Genomic DNA, 16,397 nt, shown 5'->3' on the forward strand with positions numbered 1-16,397 from the left:
GGGTGAGGGCGCTTTGCTTGCGAAGCATTGCTTCGCAAGCGCCCGAACGCACAGCCGCCAGCGGCTGGGCCGGGCCCCGGAGGGGGACTTGCAGCGTCCCCCGCAACCGGACCCACCCCGCCTCCCCACAGGGAACCAGCTTCTGCTGTTGCTGTTGCTCCAGCTCGTAGCGGGTGCAGGGCGCAGCCCTGCCGTACCCCTACCCCCTGGCCATTGACTGCCACCACTGTGACAGCAGCTCCGGCCTGCGCAGGCGCTCTCGCCACCAGCGCAGTGCGGCGCCATCCTCGCCGGTGCGCCAAGCCAGCCAGAAGGTCTCTTCCGGCTTGTGCTCCTCCACCTCGCGGATCACCAGCTGGCCACGCGCCACCGCCGCGCGCGCGCACGGCTCGGGCAGGAAACCGAAGCCCACGCCTTCGCACTGCAGCTTCAGCTTGCTGGCCATGTCCGGCACCGTCAGCATCTCCTGCCCCATCAACAGGCCGACCGTGCGCGGCAGCAACCGCCGCGCCGAATCGGAGACCGCGATCGCGCAGTGTTCGACCAGCTGCTCGCGGCCGAGCACACCCGGCACTGCGGCCAATGGATGATCGGGGGCGACCGCGAACACGAACTCCACCGTGCCCAGCGGCTCGACCACGTAACCGCCGCCGCTGGGACCCTCGCCCGGCGCACCGACCAGCAGGTCGGCACGGCGGTCCAGCAACGCCTCCCAGGTACCGGACAGGGCTTCGCCGATCAACCGCAGCCGGGTCGGTGCCTCGGCCTCACGAAACGCGGCGATGTCCGGGCCGAGCAGCCAGGTCGGGAACACCGAGTCCACCGCCAGGGTCAGTTCGGTCTCCCAGCCCGACGCCACCCGGCGCACCCGCAGTTCCAGCTCCCGGGCCGCGCGCAGCAGGTGCCGTCCTTCGTCCAGCAGCGCGCGGCCAGCCTCGGTCGGCTCGGCGCGCGGGCCGACCCGGTCGAACAGTTGTACGCCCAGGTCCTCCTCCAGCTTGGCCACGGTGTAGGAGATGGTCGAAGGCACTTTGTGCAGAGCCTTGCCGGCGCCGGCGAACGAGCCGCGGCGGTCGATGGCGTCCAGGATCTGCAGGGCATCGAGGCTGAGCTTGAGCATTCGAATTTTTCGATGATGACTGTCAAAACTATCCGTTTTTCAAACCCCGGGCGCAAGCGGATACTTCTCTCCAACGGGGAAACACAGCGGCTACCGGCCCCCCCCCGCCCCATCGAAACCATCGAACAAGGAGATTCCATCGTGCTGCAGATCCGCAAGAGCGCTACCCGTGGCCTGGCCGAGCATGGCTGGCTGTCCTCGCGCCATACCTTCTCCTTCGCCAACTACTACGACCCCCGCTACGTCAGCTTCGGACCGCTGCGGGTGATCAACGAAGACAAGGTGATGGGCGGCCAGGGCTTCGGCACCCACAGCCACAGCAACATGGAGATCGTTTCCTATGTGCTGGGCGGCGCGCTGGAGCACAAGGACTCGATGGGCACCGGCTCGGTGCTGCGTTATGGCGACGTGCAGCGCATGAGCGCCGGCAGCGGTGTCAGCCATAGTGAATTCAACCACTCGGCCGACGAGACCGTGCACTTCCTGCAGATCTGGATCTTCCCGGACGCGGAGAACATTACTCCGTCGTACGAAGAGACCCACTTCGCACCGGAAACCAAGCGCGGCCAGCTGCGCCTGATCGCTTCGCCGGACGGTGCCGATGGTTCGCTGCGCATCCACCAGGATGCCCGCATCTTCGCCACCATCCTCGATGGCGGCCAGAAGCTGCACCACGCCCTCGGCAACGGCCGTGGCGCCTATGTGCAGGTGGCCCGAGGCCAGCTGCAGGTCAATGGCATCACCCTGGAAGCCGGTGATGCACTGCAGGTCAGCGACGAAGCGCAGCTGACCCTGGAGAACGGCAACGACGCCGAAGTGCTGGTGTTCGACCTGCCGCTGTAATGACAACGCCCGCGATGCCGAAAAGCATCGCGGGCGTATTTGTAGAGCCGAGCCATGCTCGGCTGCGGTTTGACAGCCAGCCGAGCGCGGGCTCGGCTCTACAGCACCACCGGCGTCAGAACTTGTACGTCATCGCCAGGCGCACGTTGCGCGGCTCACCCCAAGTATAGGTGCTGTACCAGCTGAAGATCGTGTAGTACCGCTTGTCCAGCAGGTTGTTGACGTTGAGCGTGGCCGACAGGCGATCGTTGAATTCATAGCGCGCCATTGCATCGAGCAGCCAGTAGGGTTGGGTGCGATGCACCACCTTGGCCTGCGTGGCCGGGTTGGTGATCTCACCGAAAGTGGAATCCTGCCAGCGCGCGCCACCGCCCAGCGTCAGCCCCTTCCAGTCGCCGCGCAGGCGGTAGCTGGTGTGCAGGCCGAACTGGTTTTCCGGCTCCAGTGTGGTCACCTTGGCACCGGCCTGGCGGGCGATCTTGTGCGAGAACCCACCCTGCACCTGCCAGCCCTCGGCCAGCTGGCCCGACATTTCCAGCTCGTAACCCTTGGTACGCACGCCCATCAGGGCGCGATAGGCATCCTGCCCGTCCGGTGTCTTGCCGCCGGTGGGCTGGGCGAAGTTGTCCTGGTCGAGCTGGAACAGCGCCGCACTGGCGTTGAAGCGCCCATCGAGGAACTCGGCCTTCAGGCCCATCTCGTAGCTGCGGCCTTCCAGCGGATCCAGTGCCTTGCCCTGCTCGTCGCGTTCGCTATGCGGTTTGAAGATGGTGCTGTAGCTGGCATACACCGAATAGTGCTCGCCAAGGTCGTAGACCACGCCGGCATACGGTACGAACACGCCGGTTTCGCGCGTCTGCGGCGAGCGGTAGCTGGCCAGGCGGCTGCCGACGATCACCTTCAGTGGATCGGCCACGTCGAAGCGGCCGACCACGTACAGGCCGTTCTCACGCGTCACTTCGTTGTTGCTGTAGCTGCGCTGCCACTCCGGCTCGGGAATGTCGCCATTCCAGGTTCTGTAGTCCGGCACGGTATCCGGGAACCCCGCCTGCGGGCCGTAGCCGGTGTTGGTCCAGCGCTTGCGCGAGGCGCTGCCACCGACGACCAGCTCATGCTCGCGGCCGAACAGGCCGAAATGACCGCTCAGGTAGAAGTCGGCCGCATTGCTGACGGTCTTGCCAACGTACTTGCCGAGCCACAGGCTGACGCCCTCGCCGGTCAACGGATCGGGATTGCCGGCGGCGGCACCGGCCAGTGCCGCGTCATAGCCGTTGACCTGGTGGTTGAGCTGCAGCTTGGCCACCCAGTCGTTGGCGAAGGTGTGCTCGAGCGTGGCGAAGCCGGTGCGCACATACTGGCGCCAGCCACTCCAGCGCGTGCCGTTGTTGAACGAACGCGGCATGTCATTGAAGTTGCCGGCACTGTCCAGAAGAGGGATGCCACCCCAGGTCGAGCCCTTCGGGTCGCTGTCCATCGTATCGCCACCCACGGTCAGCAGCGTGCGCTCGCCCAGATCGGCTTCCAGCACTGCGTAGCCCACCTTGCTGGTGCGCTGGTAGAAGTCGAGATTGGAATGCTTGTCCTGCCAGGCGCCCACCGCACGACCGCGCACGCGTCCATCGGCGGTCAACGGGCCACCAACATCGATCTCGGCACGATAGTCATCCCAGCGGCCCACACCCAGCGTCGCACTGCCGGCGAACTCCTTGCCCGGCTTCTTGCGCACCAGGTTGATGGTCGCGCCCGGATCGCCCATGCCGGTGAGCAGGCCGGTCGCGCCCTTGAGCACTTCGATGCGGTCATAGATCGCGGTATCGCTGAGCGTGTTGCCCGCCGAATAGGCCGAGTCACGCGACATCGGGATGCCGTCGTACTGGAAGTTCTGCACGGCGAAGCCGCGCGCGTAGTACTCGGTGCGCTCGCTGTCGTAGGTCACGATGCTGATGCCGGGGGTCACCCGCATCACGTCATCGATGTCGTTCAGGCCAAAGTCGTCCATCTGAGCGCGGGTAATGACGCTGATGGTCTGTGGGGTCTGCCGCGGGGTCAGCACCAGGCGGGTGGCGGTGGCGATGGTGCCGGGCGTGTACGCGCCGCTGCCCTCGGTGATGGTGCCGAGCAGGTTGGCGGTGACCTGCACGGTCTGCAGGGTCTGCGACGCCGGGGCCTCGGCGGCCTTGTCCGGCTCGGCGGCGGACTGCGCGGCTGCGATGCCGCTGCTGGCCAGTGCGGTGATCAGCAGGCCCTGGGCAAGCGCCTGCGGCAACGCACGGCGACGCGGCAAGGGGGACGGAATACGGGCATCAGGCACAGACAGCACGGCGGGACCTCCACGATCGGGTGGGATCCTCTGGCGGCGGCTGGAGGGAAGACGGGGACGCGGCCGGATGGCCGCAGGCGCAGGAGTGTACTCCCCTGCGCCCCGGCTGTCGTGCGATGTGCTGTGGTGCGGCGCGCTGCCGCAGGCTCAGCCGCCGATGGCGGCGCAGGCCTCCAGGATCAGTGCGGTCACGTCCTTCGGCTGCGAGGCCAGCGAGGCATGGCTGGCATCCAGCTCCAGCAGTCGCTTGGGCTGCATGCGCGTGGCCATTGCCCTCTGGTTCTCCGGCGCGATCATGCGGTCGTGGCGGGACAGCTGGTACCAGCTCGGCCTGTGCTTCCACGCCGGGTCGCTCACCGCATCACCGAAAGTGCTGGCCAGCGGCGCCTTCTGGGTCACCGCCATCACCCGGCCCTCATCGTCGCTCAGGTCCTGGCAGAAGCTCTCATGGAACTTGTCGGCGCGCAGCCACAGGTAGCCATCACTGTCCGGCGCGAGGTTCGGTGCCGCTTCCGGCAGATGCTGCTGGGTGATGCCACCGGGGCTCTCGCCGGCATCCGGGGCGAACGCTGCGATATAGACCAGGCCCTTCACGTTGGCCTCGTTGCCGGCCTGGCTGATCACCGCACCACCGTAGGAGTGGCCGACCAGCAGCACCGGCCCGTCGATCTGCCGGATCATTTTCTGGGTGCGGCCGGCATCGTCGGCCAGCGAGGTGAGTGGCAGTTCCACCGCCTGCACGCGGTCATGGCCGTTGCGATGCAGCTCCAGGATCACTTTGGCCCAGTGTGCGGCCCCGCCCCAGAAACCATGGACGAGGAGGATGGTCGGTGTCGTGCTCATGTACGGATCTCCGGCAGCGGCCGGCGGAATGCCGGCCGTGTCGCCACTGTCCGTCTTTGGCGTTAATCAGCGGTGACGCATTCGGGTCACTGCAATCGTATGCGTCGCTGGATGTCATGCATGGCACTTGCCGATCCCGCTTGAAAACGTTTTCATGGATGATCCTTGGAGCTTCGTATCGCGCATGACGCCTTCATCCCCACGTGCCCAGCAGCACGCCACCCGCGCTGCCTTCTTCATTCCCGGATTCGCCACCGCCGCCTGGGCACCGATGGTGCCCTACGCCAAGGCCAAGGCCGGGCTGTCCGACGCCAGCCTCGGCGCAGTGCTGCTGTGCCTCGGGCTCGGCTCACTGCTGGCGATGCCACTGGCAGGTGCGCTGACCGGGCGGCTGGGATGCCGCCGGGTGATGGTGATCACCTGCGCGACGATGCTGTGCGCCCTGCCCTTGCTGGTGCTGGCGCCCTCTCCGGTAGCGCTGGGCGCCGCCCTGTTCGTGTTCGGCGCCGGCGTCGGTGCACTGGATTGTGCGATGAACATGCAGGCGGTCGCGGTCGAGCGCGACGCCGGGCGCGCGATGATGTCCGGATTCCATGCCTTCTACAGCATCGGCGGCTTCGTCGGCGCCGGCTGCATGACCGGCATGCTGATCCTGGGTACGCCGCTGTGGCTGGCCGCGTTGGTTTCGGTGGCCGCTCTGCTGCTGGTGGCAGTGCTGTCGGCACCGCACTGGCGCCCACAACGGATCCTGCATGAAGGCCCCCTGCTGGCACTGCCGCATGGCGTGGTGCTGTTCATCGGCGTGCTGGCCTTCGTGGTGTTCCTCGCCGAGGGCTCGATGCTGGACTGGAGCGCGGTGTTCCTCGCCGAAGTGCGGCAGGTGCCACGTGACCAGGCCGGTGCCGGCTTTGCACTGTTCACCCTGGCGATGACCGCGATGCGCCTGTTCGGCGACGGCATCGTCGAGCGCCTCGGCCGGACCCGCACCCTGGTCTTCGGCGGCATCACCGCTGCTGCGGGTTTCACCCTGGCCACGCTGGTGCCATCGTTTCCGGTGGCGCTGGCCGGTTACATACTGGTTGGGCTGGGCTGCGCCAACATCGTGCCGGCGCTGTTCTCGATGGCCGGCCAACAGCGGGTGATGCCGGAGAGCATCGCCATCACTGCGGTCACCACGCTGGGCTACGCCGGCATCCTCGCCGGACCGGCAGCGATCGGCGCACTCGCACACGCTACCAGCCTCGGCTTCGCCTTCCTGTGCGTGGCCGCGCTGCTGCTGGGCGTCGCGGCGTCTGCGCGCTCGCTGGCAAGACGGGTGGCCTGACAGAAAAAAAGGGACGGAGGGGATTAAGTCGTTTCTGGCCCAGCTGTGCGGGAAACGACTTAATCCCCTCCGTCCCCTTTTCTCAGCTGCGTGTCAGCCACTCGGCCTGGGCCGGCAGCTGCGGTGCGGGGCACGCGCTCTGCGGGTGGTGCTGGTCGCGCGCCATCCAGTCATCGACCACGCCGGCCAGCAGGTCCAGCCGCAGCGGCAGGGTGATGTGGTCCTCGCCGCGCATCTCGATGTAGTGTGCGCGCGGGTTGGCCTGGGCCAGTTCGCGGCCCTGGCTGACCGGAATGTGCTGGTCGCCCTGCCCGTGCAGCAGCAGCACGCAGGCGCGGGTATCGGCCAGCGCGCGCGCTACATCCACGCGGTCCAGATCGACGTCGATGCGGCGGCTGGCGGCGGCGATCACCTGGTTGATGTCCTGACCGCCGTAGCGCCAGCGCGCGTACGACGCCACCGCCTGCGCCTTCAGGCCTTCCGGCCGCAGTCCCATCAGGTGCGGAATCATCGTGCGGATCGCCACACCGGCATTGGCGAACGATTCCATCGCCACCACGCCTTCCACCTGGTCGCCCAGCTTGTCGGCGGTGAACACCGCTGTGGCGGCGCCATAGGACACGCCGAACAGGTACAGCGGGCCGGTTACTTCACCACGTGCACGCAGCTCGCCGATTACATCCACCACATCGTCGGATTCATAGGTGCCGTATCCGGACGGACCTGCACCGGACTGTCCATGGTTGCGCAGGTCCAGGGTGATCACGCGATAGCCGGATTCGGCCAGCTGCAGCGACCACGGCAGCATCGAATCGCCGTTCATCATCCAACCGTGCAGCAGCACCACGGTGCCGCGCGGGGCCTGCGCGCGGAACGGTTGCGGTACTGCCAGGCTCAGGCCGGTATCCAGCGGCAGGCCGTTCTCGTGGCGCTGCGGCAGGTAGTGATAACGCGCGCCGTAGTCGCCGGGATCGAACACACGCCAGAAGATCGGCACGCCATCGCGGCCCGGCGCGAAGCCATGGCGGTTGGGCAGTTCGGCGATGGCCGCGGCAATACGCGGGCGATCGAGCAGGGTCGATACGCCACCTGGCGCGATCAGCCTGTCGGCGAGCGAGGTGGACGAGGCATTGATGGAGGAGGAGCATGCAGCCAGCCACAGGCCGGCGCACGCCAGCAACAGCAGCAGCAGGCGCTTCATATCACGTCATAGGGGTGAATCAGACAGGCTGGGACGTTAACGCCTCCATAGACCGGCCATCTATCGCGCGCGGATGACGGCTTGATGACAACGCAGGAACGATTCAGCTTGGTGTACAAGCTGTATCCGTTCAGTCATTGATCCGGATCAATGAACGCGCGCGCGGGATTGCCCACAGTGCCGCCATGCGCACCTCGCTCAAGCTCGCCATTGCCCTGGCCGCCACGTTTGCCGCCGCCTACGGCATCGCCCGCACCACGCCCTACTGGTTCGCACCGCGACAGACGGCGCAGGTCGACATCCACGATCCGACGCTGATCGCGCAGGGACAGTACCTGTCGCGCGCCGCCGACTGCGCCGCCTGCCACACTGCGCCGGGCGGCAAGCCGTTCGCCGGTGGCCTCGGTATGCAGACGCCGATGGGCACGATCTACTCGACCAACATCACGCCCGATCCGGACACCGGCATTGGCGCCTACGACTACGCCGACTTCGAGCGCGCGGTCCGTCGCGGCATCCGTCACGATGGGCAGCCGTTGTATCCGGCAATGCCGTATGCCTCATACGTGATCGCCAGCGATGCCGAGATCAAGGCGCTGTACGCCTACTTCATGGGCTCGGTGCAGCCGGTGAAGCAGGGCAACGCCGACAGCACGATTCCGTGGCCGGCCAACATGCGCTGGCCACTGGCCTGGTGGCAGCTGCTGTTCGCACGCCCGCGTACGTTCAACCCGGATCCGTCGCTGGATGCCAGCCAGCAGCGCGGCGCCGAACTGGTGGAAGGCCTGGCCCACTGCGGCGCCTGCCACACGCCACGTGGCCTCGCGTTCCAGGAAAAGGCGATGGCCGATGATGGCAGCCGCGAGTTCCTGTCCGGCTCGGTGCTGGAAGGCTGGTATGCGAAGAACCTGCGCAATGAATCAACCGGTCTGGCCAGCTGGAACGAGGGCGAGATCGTCGACTTCCTGCGCACCGGACGCACCGATCGCTCCGCGGCCTTCGGCGGCATGGCCGACGTGGTCGAGCACAGCACCCAGTACCTGTCCGACGCCGACCTGCTGGCGATGGCCCGCTACCTGAAACAGCTGCCGGCACGTGAGGGCCGCAGTGCACAGTGGTCACCGGGTACCGACACCTCCACCGCCGCACTACGCAGTGGCGACTATCGCGTGGCCGGCTCGCTGGCCTATGCCGAGCATTGCCAGGCCTGCCATCGCGCCGACGGCCGCGGCATGCCACGGGTCTACCCGGCGCTGGCCGGCAACTCGATCGTGTTCGCCGATGATCCCAGCTCGCTGGTACAGGTAACCCTGATCGGCGGCCGCACGCCGCATACCCCGCACGACCGCATGGCCTTCACCATGCCCGGTTTCGAGCAGCTGCCGAATGCACAGCTGGCACAGATCCTGACCTTCATCCGCAGCAGCTGGGGCAACCAGGCCAGCGCGGTGAGCGAGGTCGACGTGGCGCGCATGCGCCGGGTGGTGCGTGACAAGCCGGTGCACTACGTTCCGCAGGAGGCCGCACGATGAAACGTTCGCGCAAACGCTCCCGCCTGCTGGTCGGCAGCGTGGTCACCCTCGTGCTGCTGGCCGGCGCCGGCACCCTCGCCTATCGCCATCTGTACCCGGACCTGGATGCTGCCGTAGCCAGCACGATCGATATCCTCGATGCGCAGGGCAAGGTGGTCGGGCACTACCACGCACCCAGCGCCGAGGAGATCGCCGGGCTCGGCAATGCCGAATCGGTGATGCTTGGCCGCCGCCTCCTCAACGAGACCGCGCGCCTGCTGCCGGACAACGTCGGCAACGATCTGAACTGCAATTCGTGCCACATGGCCGAGGGCAAGCGACCGTTCGGCAACCACTACTTCAATACGGGCGGCGGCGCCTATCCGCGTTACATGCCGCGCCCGGGCAAGGTGATCGGGCTGACCGAGCGCATCAATGGCTGCCTGCAGCGCTCAATGAACGGCAAGCCGCTACCGAAGGACTCACCGCAGATGCGCGCGATGCTCGACTACATGGCGTGGCTGAGCAGTCCCGTGCCAGACGGTGCAAAGGTGGCCGCCCCCAGCGAGGGCCCCATCGACAGCACGCTGACCCCGGACCCGATCCGTGGCCAGGCGCTGTACGCCGTGCAGTGTGCCGCCTGCCATGGCGACAACGGCGAAGGCCGGCGCGACGCCAGCGGTGATATCGCCTTCCCGCCGCTGTGGGGCGACCACAGCTTCAACATCGGCGCCGGCATGGCGCGCCTGTACAAGGCGGCCGGTTTCGTCAAGCACAACATGCCGCCGGCGGTGACCCGCGAGCCGCCACTGGGGCAGCAGGTGATGCCCGACCAGGATGCGGTGGACATCGCCAGCTACTTCATCAACCAGCCGCGGCCGGACTTCGCCAACAAGGCCAAGGACTGGCCGCGCGACCCGAAACCCAAGGACGCGCGGTACTGAGGAGGGCGTGGTTCAGCGCTTGACCAGCTCGACCCGGCGATTGCGCGCCTTGCCTTCCTCGCTGCCATTGTCGGCTACCGGCCTGTCGGCACCGAAGCCGGCCGCCTGCAGGCGGTCGGCGGCGATGCCCTTGGCGGTCAACGCCGCCACCACCGACCGCGCACGATCCTCGGACAAGCTGCGGTTGTGCGCGGCCGCGCCACTGTTGTCGGTGTGGCCTTCAATCGACAGTTTCAGCGACGGGTCGGCACGCAGCAGGTCCAGCACCTGCGCCAGTTGCGGTTCGGACATCGGCAGGATCTGCGCCTTGTCGGTGGCGAAGTTGACCTGGATCGCCACGCGGCCGTCGCTGTCCAGCTTCTTCTTCAACGCATCGGCCGGCAGCAGCGCCGCGGTCTGGGTGAAACCCTTGCGCTCGACCACGACCCAGCCTGCGCTGAGGTATTCGAGGCGAGCATGCACCCACACCTGGCGGCCGTCAGCCAGATCGACGCGATAGACCACGGTGTCGTAGTTGTCCCAGCTGTAGCTGGCCGCGTTGCCGTAGGACGACTGCACCTGCTTCGACACGCCCTCGGCCGCCTCGTGCGGGATGCGCCCCTCGAACACCTTGGTGCCGTTGACCTGGGCCATCATCGCCTCAAGGTTGCGGCGTACTTCATGCATCGAGTATTCGCGCTCGCCCTTGTCGAAATCGGCAGCGAAGGTGCGGCCCTCGACCGGTTCGAAGTGATCTCCGGTCCAGAACGGAAAGGCATCGAAATCACGCTGCTCGGGCGTGTTGCGCTCGCGATAGCCGGCGGGCAGGGACAGGTGCGGGAAACTGTCCGACCACTGCGCAGTGGCCTTGAACGGGACGTCATCCACGACCACCAGACCGGCGCCGTTGCTGTCCACCGCCAGCTGCACCCACACGGTGCGGTTGACCTGGCGCAGCACGTAGACGGTGGTGGGTGCGTCCTGCTCACCGTTCACCGCATCGATGAAGCCACCCCCGATCTCGCCTTCCAGTTGCGGGCCGTAGTAGATGTCGCGCAGCAGCGTGCCTTCAAAGACCTTGCGGCCGCCGGCGGCGGTGATCACGCCGTCGAAGTTGCGCTGCACTTCCAGCGCGGAGAACGCCTTGTCGGGGGCCGCCTCACTGTCGGTCACGATGCGTGCCGACCAGCTCGGACCTTCCGCCCAATGCACACCCTCGCCCATCCGGAACGGGAAGCGCGCCCAGGCGCGCGGGTGCGGGGCGTTCTGCGGCGCGTAGCCCTGCGGCAGGCTGAAGAACGGCAGCTCACCCAGCGTGGTGTCGCTCAGCGGTACGCTGCCGGTGTCGAACGGCACCAGAGGCACCGGCTTGCCATCGCGGTCGGTGAGTGCGGTGCCATCGGCGGCGGCCGTTGAACCCGCTGGGGCGGCGGCCGGTGCTGCGGCCTCGTCCGCCGTGGCTGGCGCAGGCGGCGCCACCTCTCCATCCGAGGGCGTCCGGTTGCACCCTGCCAGCAGCACCAGGGCTGCACCTCCCAGCCAGATCTTCGATCGCTTCTGCATCGTCACCACCTCAGGTCCATTGAAGCGCCGAGCATACCCGAAGGCCGTGACCGCCCCCACAGTGCCATCGTTCCTGCGCTGCCACGTCATGCCGATGTCATTGGCGCTGCCGACACTCCGGGGTTTCCTCCCTCTGAAGGTCCGGTTTCGATGCGAACGATTGCGCGTTTTCCCCGTGTCTCGCTGCTGGCCCTGCTGATCGCCCCCGCCCTGGACGCCCTCGCAGAAGCACCGCAGGGCGATACGGGCGAAGCGCGCAGCAGCGATGCGCGTACCCTCGACCAGGTACAGGTGATTGGTCAGGCCACCAGCTACGCGAAGACTTCGGTGCGCGCGGAAACACTGAACCGGCAGACCGTGATGAGCAGCGTCAACGACGCGCTCAACGAAGTGCCCGGCGTGGTGGTCAGCGAGGCCGATGCCACCGGTTCGTCGGTGTGGGGCACGCAGATCAGCATGCGCGGCTTCGTCACCAACCGTGACACCCAGCAGATCGGCACCACCATCGACGGCCTGCCCAATGGCGGCTCGGGCTACGGTGGCGGTTCGCTGGCCAACCGCTACATCGATACCCTGGACCTGGAAACAGTGGAAGTCAGCCAGGGCACTGCCGACATCTCCTCGCGCTCGAACGAGGCGCTGGGTGGCACGCTCAATTTCCTCACCAGCGACCCACTGCAGGACAGCCGCCTGCGCTTCGTGGTCGGTGCCGGTGACAACGAGGCGCGCAAGTACTACGTGCGCTACGACACCGGCCTGCTCGGCGGCCATACCCGCGCCTGGGTCAGCGCTTCTTCCGCACGTGTGCACGACTGGATCGATGGCAGCGGCAAGACCAGCAATGACCACATCGCCGGCAAGTTCATCACCGAGCTGGATCGCTGGACGCTGACCGGCTACCTGTCCTACAACGATGCCGACGAGCCGGAGTACACCAGCGTCTCGCCGAAGGGCTTCGCCACCAATCCGGACCGCGACAACCTGGTCGGCACCCTCACCGGCATTCCGTACCTGGACCAGAACTACCGTTCCGGCTCGCGTGCGCTGCGCGAGAACACCTTCGGCTACCTGCGCGCGGCCTTCGACGGCGGCAACGGCTTCAAGGCCTCGGTGGCGGCTTACGGGCACCGCATGGAAGGTCGTGGCGACTGGCTGCCCCCCTACCTGGCGCAGGTCAGCGATGATGGTGCCGGTCGCCCGGAGTCGGAGTACATCGGTGGAAAGACCGTGTACGGCGGCAGTAACCGCGGCCAGATTTTCTTCGTCAATCCCGATGGCAGCGCCGCGCAGCGCCTGGCCAGCTGCACCCCACGGCTGGGCTTCACTGCCGAGTACGATCCGAACTGCTACGCGGGCAACGTGCTGGGCGCGCAGTCCTACCGCCACACCCACTACGACAACGACCGCATGGGCGTGACCGCCGACGTCGAATGGCGGCAGACCTTCGGTGCGGTCGACAACACGATCCGTGGCGGTCTGTGGGTGGAAAAGCTGGACCGCTCGGCGCGCCGCGACTGGCATCGCCTGCTCAACGTAGGCCAGGACATCGCCTTCGACCATCAGCCGTACTGGGTGCAGTTCGAGGACAAGTACAAGGTTGACGAACAGATGTACTACGTCGAGGACGTGGCCCGCTTCGGGCCGTTCAGCGCACGCCTGGGCGTGAAGCAGTTCTTCGTCGACCAGTCGCGCCGCCGCGTGATCGGTGCCAGCGAGCACGTCAAATCCGATTCCAAGTCCGATCCGCTGCTGTCCACCGGCTTCACCTGGGCGCCCGGTGTGGAAGGCATGGAGCTGTTCGCTGGCTTCTCGCAGAACTTCGCCGCCATTCCCTCCGGCGTGCTCGGCGAGACCGACCCGCAGCGCTTCCGCAACGTCGAGCCGGAGACCGCCGACAACATCGAAGTCGGCATGCGCATCAGCCGCTGGCCGCTGACCGCGTCGGTCACCCTGTACAACATCAAGTTCGACAACCGCATCGTCTATCTGCCGGCCGGTTTCGTCAGCGGCATCGACTACCTGGGCGAGACCGACGGTGTCTACGAGAACTTCGGTGGCGTGGAAAGCAACGGCCTGGAGGCGGCGTTCGGCTATGGCTGGGACAACGGCTGGCGTCTCAACGCCGCCTATACCTACAACCGCTCCAAGTACCTGGGCAGTGGCGATGCCGCACGTGATACCCAGCTTGGCATCGTCGACGGTGCCAAGGTGATCGGCCAGCCCGAGCAGACCCTGGTGCTGTCGGCCGACTGGCAGGGCGAAAACTGGAACTTCGGCCTGTCCGGTCGCTACCTGGGCACGCGCTACCTCGATGCCGCCAACGTCAACAAGCTGCCCTCGGCCACCGTGTTCAACGCCAATATCGGCTTCGACCTGCAGGGCCTGTCGCCGCGCCTGAAGGGCATGGGTGCCAACCTGGTGGTGAGCAACCTCACCGACAAGCGGTATCTTGCAGGGGTGGACGGCCGCGACAATGCCTTCATCGGCGCCCCGCGCACTGTCGGCATCTCCTTCCGTGTGGACCTGTGAGTGAGCCCGTGACTGATATCGGCCGACGCCGGTTGTTGCAGGCCGGCGTTGCCGCCGGCCTTTCCCCGCTGCTGCCCAGCATCGCCCGGGCCGCAGCGATCGCCCCCGCCGCGCAGACGCGCAGCCTCGAAGACCTGCAGCACATCGTGGTGTTCATGCAGGAGAACCGCTCGTTCGACCACTACTTCGGCACGCTGCCGGGCGTACGGGGTTTCGGCGATCGCTTCGTGGCTCCCGCGCCGGCACTGCAGACCGGCGGCCGCACGCGCAGCCTGTGGCTGCAACCCGATGCCAGCGGCACGCGCGCGATCGCACCGTTCCCGCTGGATACCGCCGCGCACTTCGGCTACATGCGGGTGGAGGGCACACCACACACCTGGCCGGACGCACAGCGCGCCTGGGACCACGGCCGCATGGGGCAATGGCCGAAGGCCAAGCAGAACCACTCGATGGGCTACTTCCAGCGCAGCGACCTGCCCTTCCAGTTCGCACTGGCCGATGCCTTCACCATCTGCGACGCCTACCACTGCGCGATGCAGGCCGGAACCAACCCGAACCGGGTGTTCCTGTGGACCGGTCACAATGATGCACACGCGCGTGCTGGCGGCCCGGTGATCGCCAACTCGCACGACAACTTCCCCGAGCACGGCGGGCATCCGGCGTCGTATCGCTGGACCAGCTATGTCGAACGCCTGCAGAAGGCGGGCGTCTCCTGGCAGATCTACCAGGACATGGCCGACAACTTCACCGACAACCCGCTGGCCGGCTTCGAGGCGTTCCGCCAGGCCTACCGCGCTGCGCCGGGGCATGACCCGCAGCTGCGCGCGCGTGGGGTCAGCTCGCGTGGGCTGGCACAACTGCGCCAGGACGTGGTCGACGGGCGCCTGCCGCGGGTCAGCTTCATCATCGCCGACGCGGCCGGCAGCGAGCATCCCGGCCCCTCCAGCCCGGCCCAGGGCGCGGCCTATACCGCACGCGTGCTGGATGCACTGACCGCCGATCCGGAGGTGTGGAGCCGCACCGCCCTGCTGCTGATGTTCGATGAGAACGACGGCTTCTTCGACCACATGCCACCACCGGCACCGCCTTCACTGGAAAACGGTGGCTGGGCGGGTGCGTCTTCGATCAGTACCGAAGGCGAGTACCACCGTCATCCGGCGCCGGGTGACGAGAAGTACGACGCCGCCGAGCTGCGCGGCCGCCCCTATGGGCTGGGCCCGCGCGTGCCGCTGTACGTGATCTCGCCCTGGAGCCGCGGTGGCTGGGTCGATTCGCAGGTGTACGACCACACCTCGGTCATACGGCTGATCGAACGCCGCTTCGGCGTGGCCGCACCGGATATCTCACCCTGGCGCCGTGCGGTCTGCGGAGACCTGAGCAACGCCTTCGACTTCGCCCAGCGCGATACCCGTCCGTTCGTACGCGGCCTGCCCGACGTGAGCGCGGCGGCCGCACGTGCCGCCGCCCTGCCGGGGCGCACCGTGCCGGCGTTGCCGGAGGGACTGAAGCCGGCGAAACAGGAAAGCGGCGTACGCCCGGCACGCGCCCTGCCCTACCGGCCGCAGGCATCGATTGCTGCGGTCGACGCATCGGGCCTGGATCTGACGTTGTCCTGCGAAGGTGCAGCGGCGGTGCTGCATGTGTACGACCGACTGCGGCTGGGTGCGGTGCCACGCCGCTATACGCTGGTACCGGGCACGCCGCTGCGCGAACGCTGGGCGCTGGATGCACAGGGGCGTTACGACCTGTGGCTGCTTGGCCCGAACGGCTTCCACCGTCACTTTCAGGGTGCTGCCAAAGGGCCCATCGTGCAGGCGTCGGTCGAGCGCGCCGACGGCCAGCTGCGGCTGCACCTGCGCAATCTCAGCGATACCGCACAGCAGCTGCGCGTGCATGCCGGTGCCTATGCCGGGCACATGCCCGAGCAGACGCTGGCACTGCCGGCGCATGCAGAGACTTCGTTGGCGTGGGATGCAACGCCTACCGCCGGCTGGTATGACCTGCAGGTCAGCGCAGGTGAGAGTGTGCTGCGCCTGGCGGGCCGCGCCGAGGATGGGCGTCCTGGCACCAGTGACCCGGCGATGGGCAGCGAACCACTGCGCTTCGAGCACGATTGAGCCGCTCCGCCCTTGTAGAGTCGAGCCATGCTCGACTTCTTTTTCCGGTCAATGATCGAAGAACGATCGAAAAGCAGTCGAGCATGGCTCGACTCTACAGTGG

Annotated in this window: 11 protein-coding genes; 6 read left to right on the forward strand and 5 right to left on the reverse strand. The window is 67.1% G+C overall.

Annotation, left to right across the window (positions count from 1 at the left end; translation table 11 throughout):
* Nucleotides 1-199: 199 nt before the first annotated feature.
* Nucleotides 200-1,120, reverse strand: a complete 921-nt coding sequence (locus ABE423_RS11550; protein ID WP_049400457.1) for a LysR family transcriptional regulator — start codon at nt 1,118-1,120, stop codon at nt 200-202.
* Nucleotides 1,121-1,261: 141 nt separating this feature from the next.
* Between ABE423_RS11550 and ABE423_RS11555 the strand changes: the two genes are divergently transcribed.
* On the forward strand, nt 1,262-1,963 hold the full coding sequence (locus ABE423_RS11555; RefSeq protein WP_180838738.1) for a pirin family protein: 702 nt from the start codon (nt 1,262-1,264) through the stop codon (nt 1,961-1,963).
* 115 nt (nt 1,964-2,078) lie between these two features.
* Here ABE423_RS11555 and ABE423_RS11560 read toward each other — a convergent pair whose 3' ends face one another.
* Nucleotides 2,079-4,283 (reverse strand): TonB-dependent siderophore receptor, encoded by a 2,205-nt coding sequence (locus ABE423_RS11560; protein WP_346486097.1) that lies wholly within the window; start codon nt 4,281-4,283, stop codon nt 2,079-2,081.
* Nucleotides 4,284-4,430: 147 nt separating this feature from the next.
* Nucleotides 4,431-5,126: an alpha/beta hydrolase gene (locus ABE423_RS11565; RefSeq protein WP_125895305.1), complete on the reverse strand. Its 696-nt coding sequence runs from the start codon at nt 5,124-5,126 to the stop codon at nt 4,431-4,433.
* A gap of 184 nt (nt 5,127-5,310) precedes the next feature.
* On the opposite strand from ABE423_RS11565, the gene ABE423_RS11570 reads away from it, so the two are divergent.
* Nucleotides 5,311-6,450, forward strand: a complete 1,140-nt coding sequence (locus ABE423_RS11570) for an MFS transporter (RefSeq protein ID WP_049400460.1) — start codon at nt 5,311-5,313, stop codon at nt 6,448-6,450.
* Nucleotides 6,451-6,532: 82 nt separating this feature from the next.
* Here ABE423_RS11570 and ABE423_RS11575 read toward each other — a convergent pair whose 3' ends face one another.
* Nucleotides 6,533-7,651, reverse strand: a complete 1,119-nt coding sequence (locus ABE423_RS11575) for an alpha/beta fold hydrolase (protein WP_346486100.1) — start codon at nt 7,649-7,651, stop codon at nt 6,533-6,535.
* Between the two features lie 185 nt (nt 7,652-7,836).
* On the opposite strand from ABE423_RS11575, the gene ABE423_RS11580 reads away from it, so the two are divergent.
* Nucleotides 7,837-9,183, forward strand: coding sequence for a cytochrome c (locus ABE423_RS11580; RefSeq protein ID WP_125895304.1), 1,347 nt, complete (start codon nt 7,837-7,839; stop codon nt 9,181-9,183).
* On the forward strand, nt 9,180-10,106 hold the full coding sequence (locus ABE423_RS11585; RefSeq protein WP_032128430.1) for a c-type cytochrome: 927 nt from the start codon (nt 9,180-9,182) through the stop codon (nt 10,104-10,106). The genes ABE423_RS11580 and ABE423_RS11585 overlap by 4 nt, the downstream gene beginning before the upstream one ends.
* Before the next feature lie 12 nt (nt 10,107-10,118).
* On the opposite strand, the gene ABE423_RS11590 is transcribed toward ABE423_RS11585, so the two are convergent.
* Nucleotides 10,119-11,648, reverse strand: coding sequence for an OmpA family protein (locus tag ABE423_RS11590; protein WP_346486102.1), 1,530 nt, complete (start codon nt 11,646-11,648; stop codon nt 10,119-10,121).
* A gap of 150 nt (nt 11,649-11,798) precedes the next feature.
* Between ABE423_RS11590 and ABE423_RS11595 the strand changes: the two genes are divergently transcribed.
* Complete coding sequence (locus ABE423_RS11595; RefSeq protein WP_121503741.1) at nt 11,799-14,177, forward strand: TonB-dependent receptor; 2,379 nt, start codon at nt 11,799-11,801, stop codon at nt 14,175-14,177.
* 8 nt (nt 14,178-14,185) lie between these two features.
* Nucleotides 14,186-16,294: a phospholipase C, phosphocholine-specific gene (locus ABE423_RS11600; RefSeq protein WP_125895302.1), complete on the forward strand. Its 2,109-nt coding sequence runs from the start codon at nt 14,186-14,188 to the stop codon at nt 16,292-16,294.
* Nucleotides 16,295-16,397: the final 103 nt, after the last annotated feature.

This window comes from Stenotrophomonas sp. TWI1409 (assembly GCF_039673015.1).
GTDB classification, from domain to species: Bacteria; Pseudomonadota; Gammaproteobacteria; order Xanthomonadales; family Xanthomonadaceae; genus Stenotrophomonas; species Stenotrophomonas maltophilia_A.

What these genes read in the sequence shown, in the direction of transcription:
- ABE423_RS11550 (WP_049400457.1), bottom strand. Translation starts at nt 1,120, where the DNA reads ATGCTCAAGCTCAGCCTCGATGCCCTGCAGATCCTGGACGCCATCGAC.
- ABE423_RS11565 (WP_125895305.1), bottom strand. Translation starts at nt 5,126, where the DNA reads ATGAGCACGACACCGACCATCCTCCTCGTCCATGGTTTCTGGGGCGGG.
- ABE423_RS11570 (WP_049400460.1), top strand. Translation starts at nt 5,311, where the DNA reads ATGACGCCTTCATCCCCACGTGCCCAGCAGCACGCCACCCGCGCTGCC.
- ABE423_RS11575 (WP_346486100.1), bottom strand. Translation starts at nt 7,651, where the DNA reads ATGAAGCGCCTGCTGCTGCTGTTGCTGGCGTGCGCCGGCCTGTGGCTG.
- ABE423_RS11580 (WP_125895304.1), top strand. Translation starts at nt 7,837, where the DNA reads ATGCGCACCTCGCTCAAGCTCGCCATTGCCCTGGCCGCCACGTTTGCC.
- ABE423_RS11585 (WP_032128430.1), top strand. Translation starts at nt 9,180, where the DNA reads ATGAAACGTTCGCGCAAACGCTCCCGCCTGCTGGTCGGCAGCGTGGTC.
- ABE423_RS11590 (WP_346486102.1), bottom strand. Translation starts at nt 11,648, where the DNA reads ATGCAGAAGCGATCGAAGATCTGGCTGGGAGGTGCAGCCCTGGTGCTG.
- ABE423_RS11595 (WP_121503741.1), top strand. Translation starts at nt 11,799, where the DNA reads ATGCGAACGATTGCGCGTTTTCCCCGTGTCTCGCTGCTGGCCCTGCTG.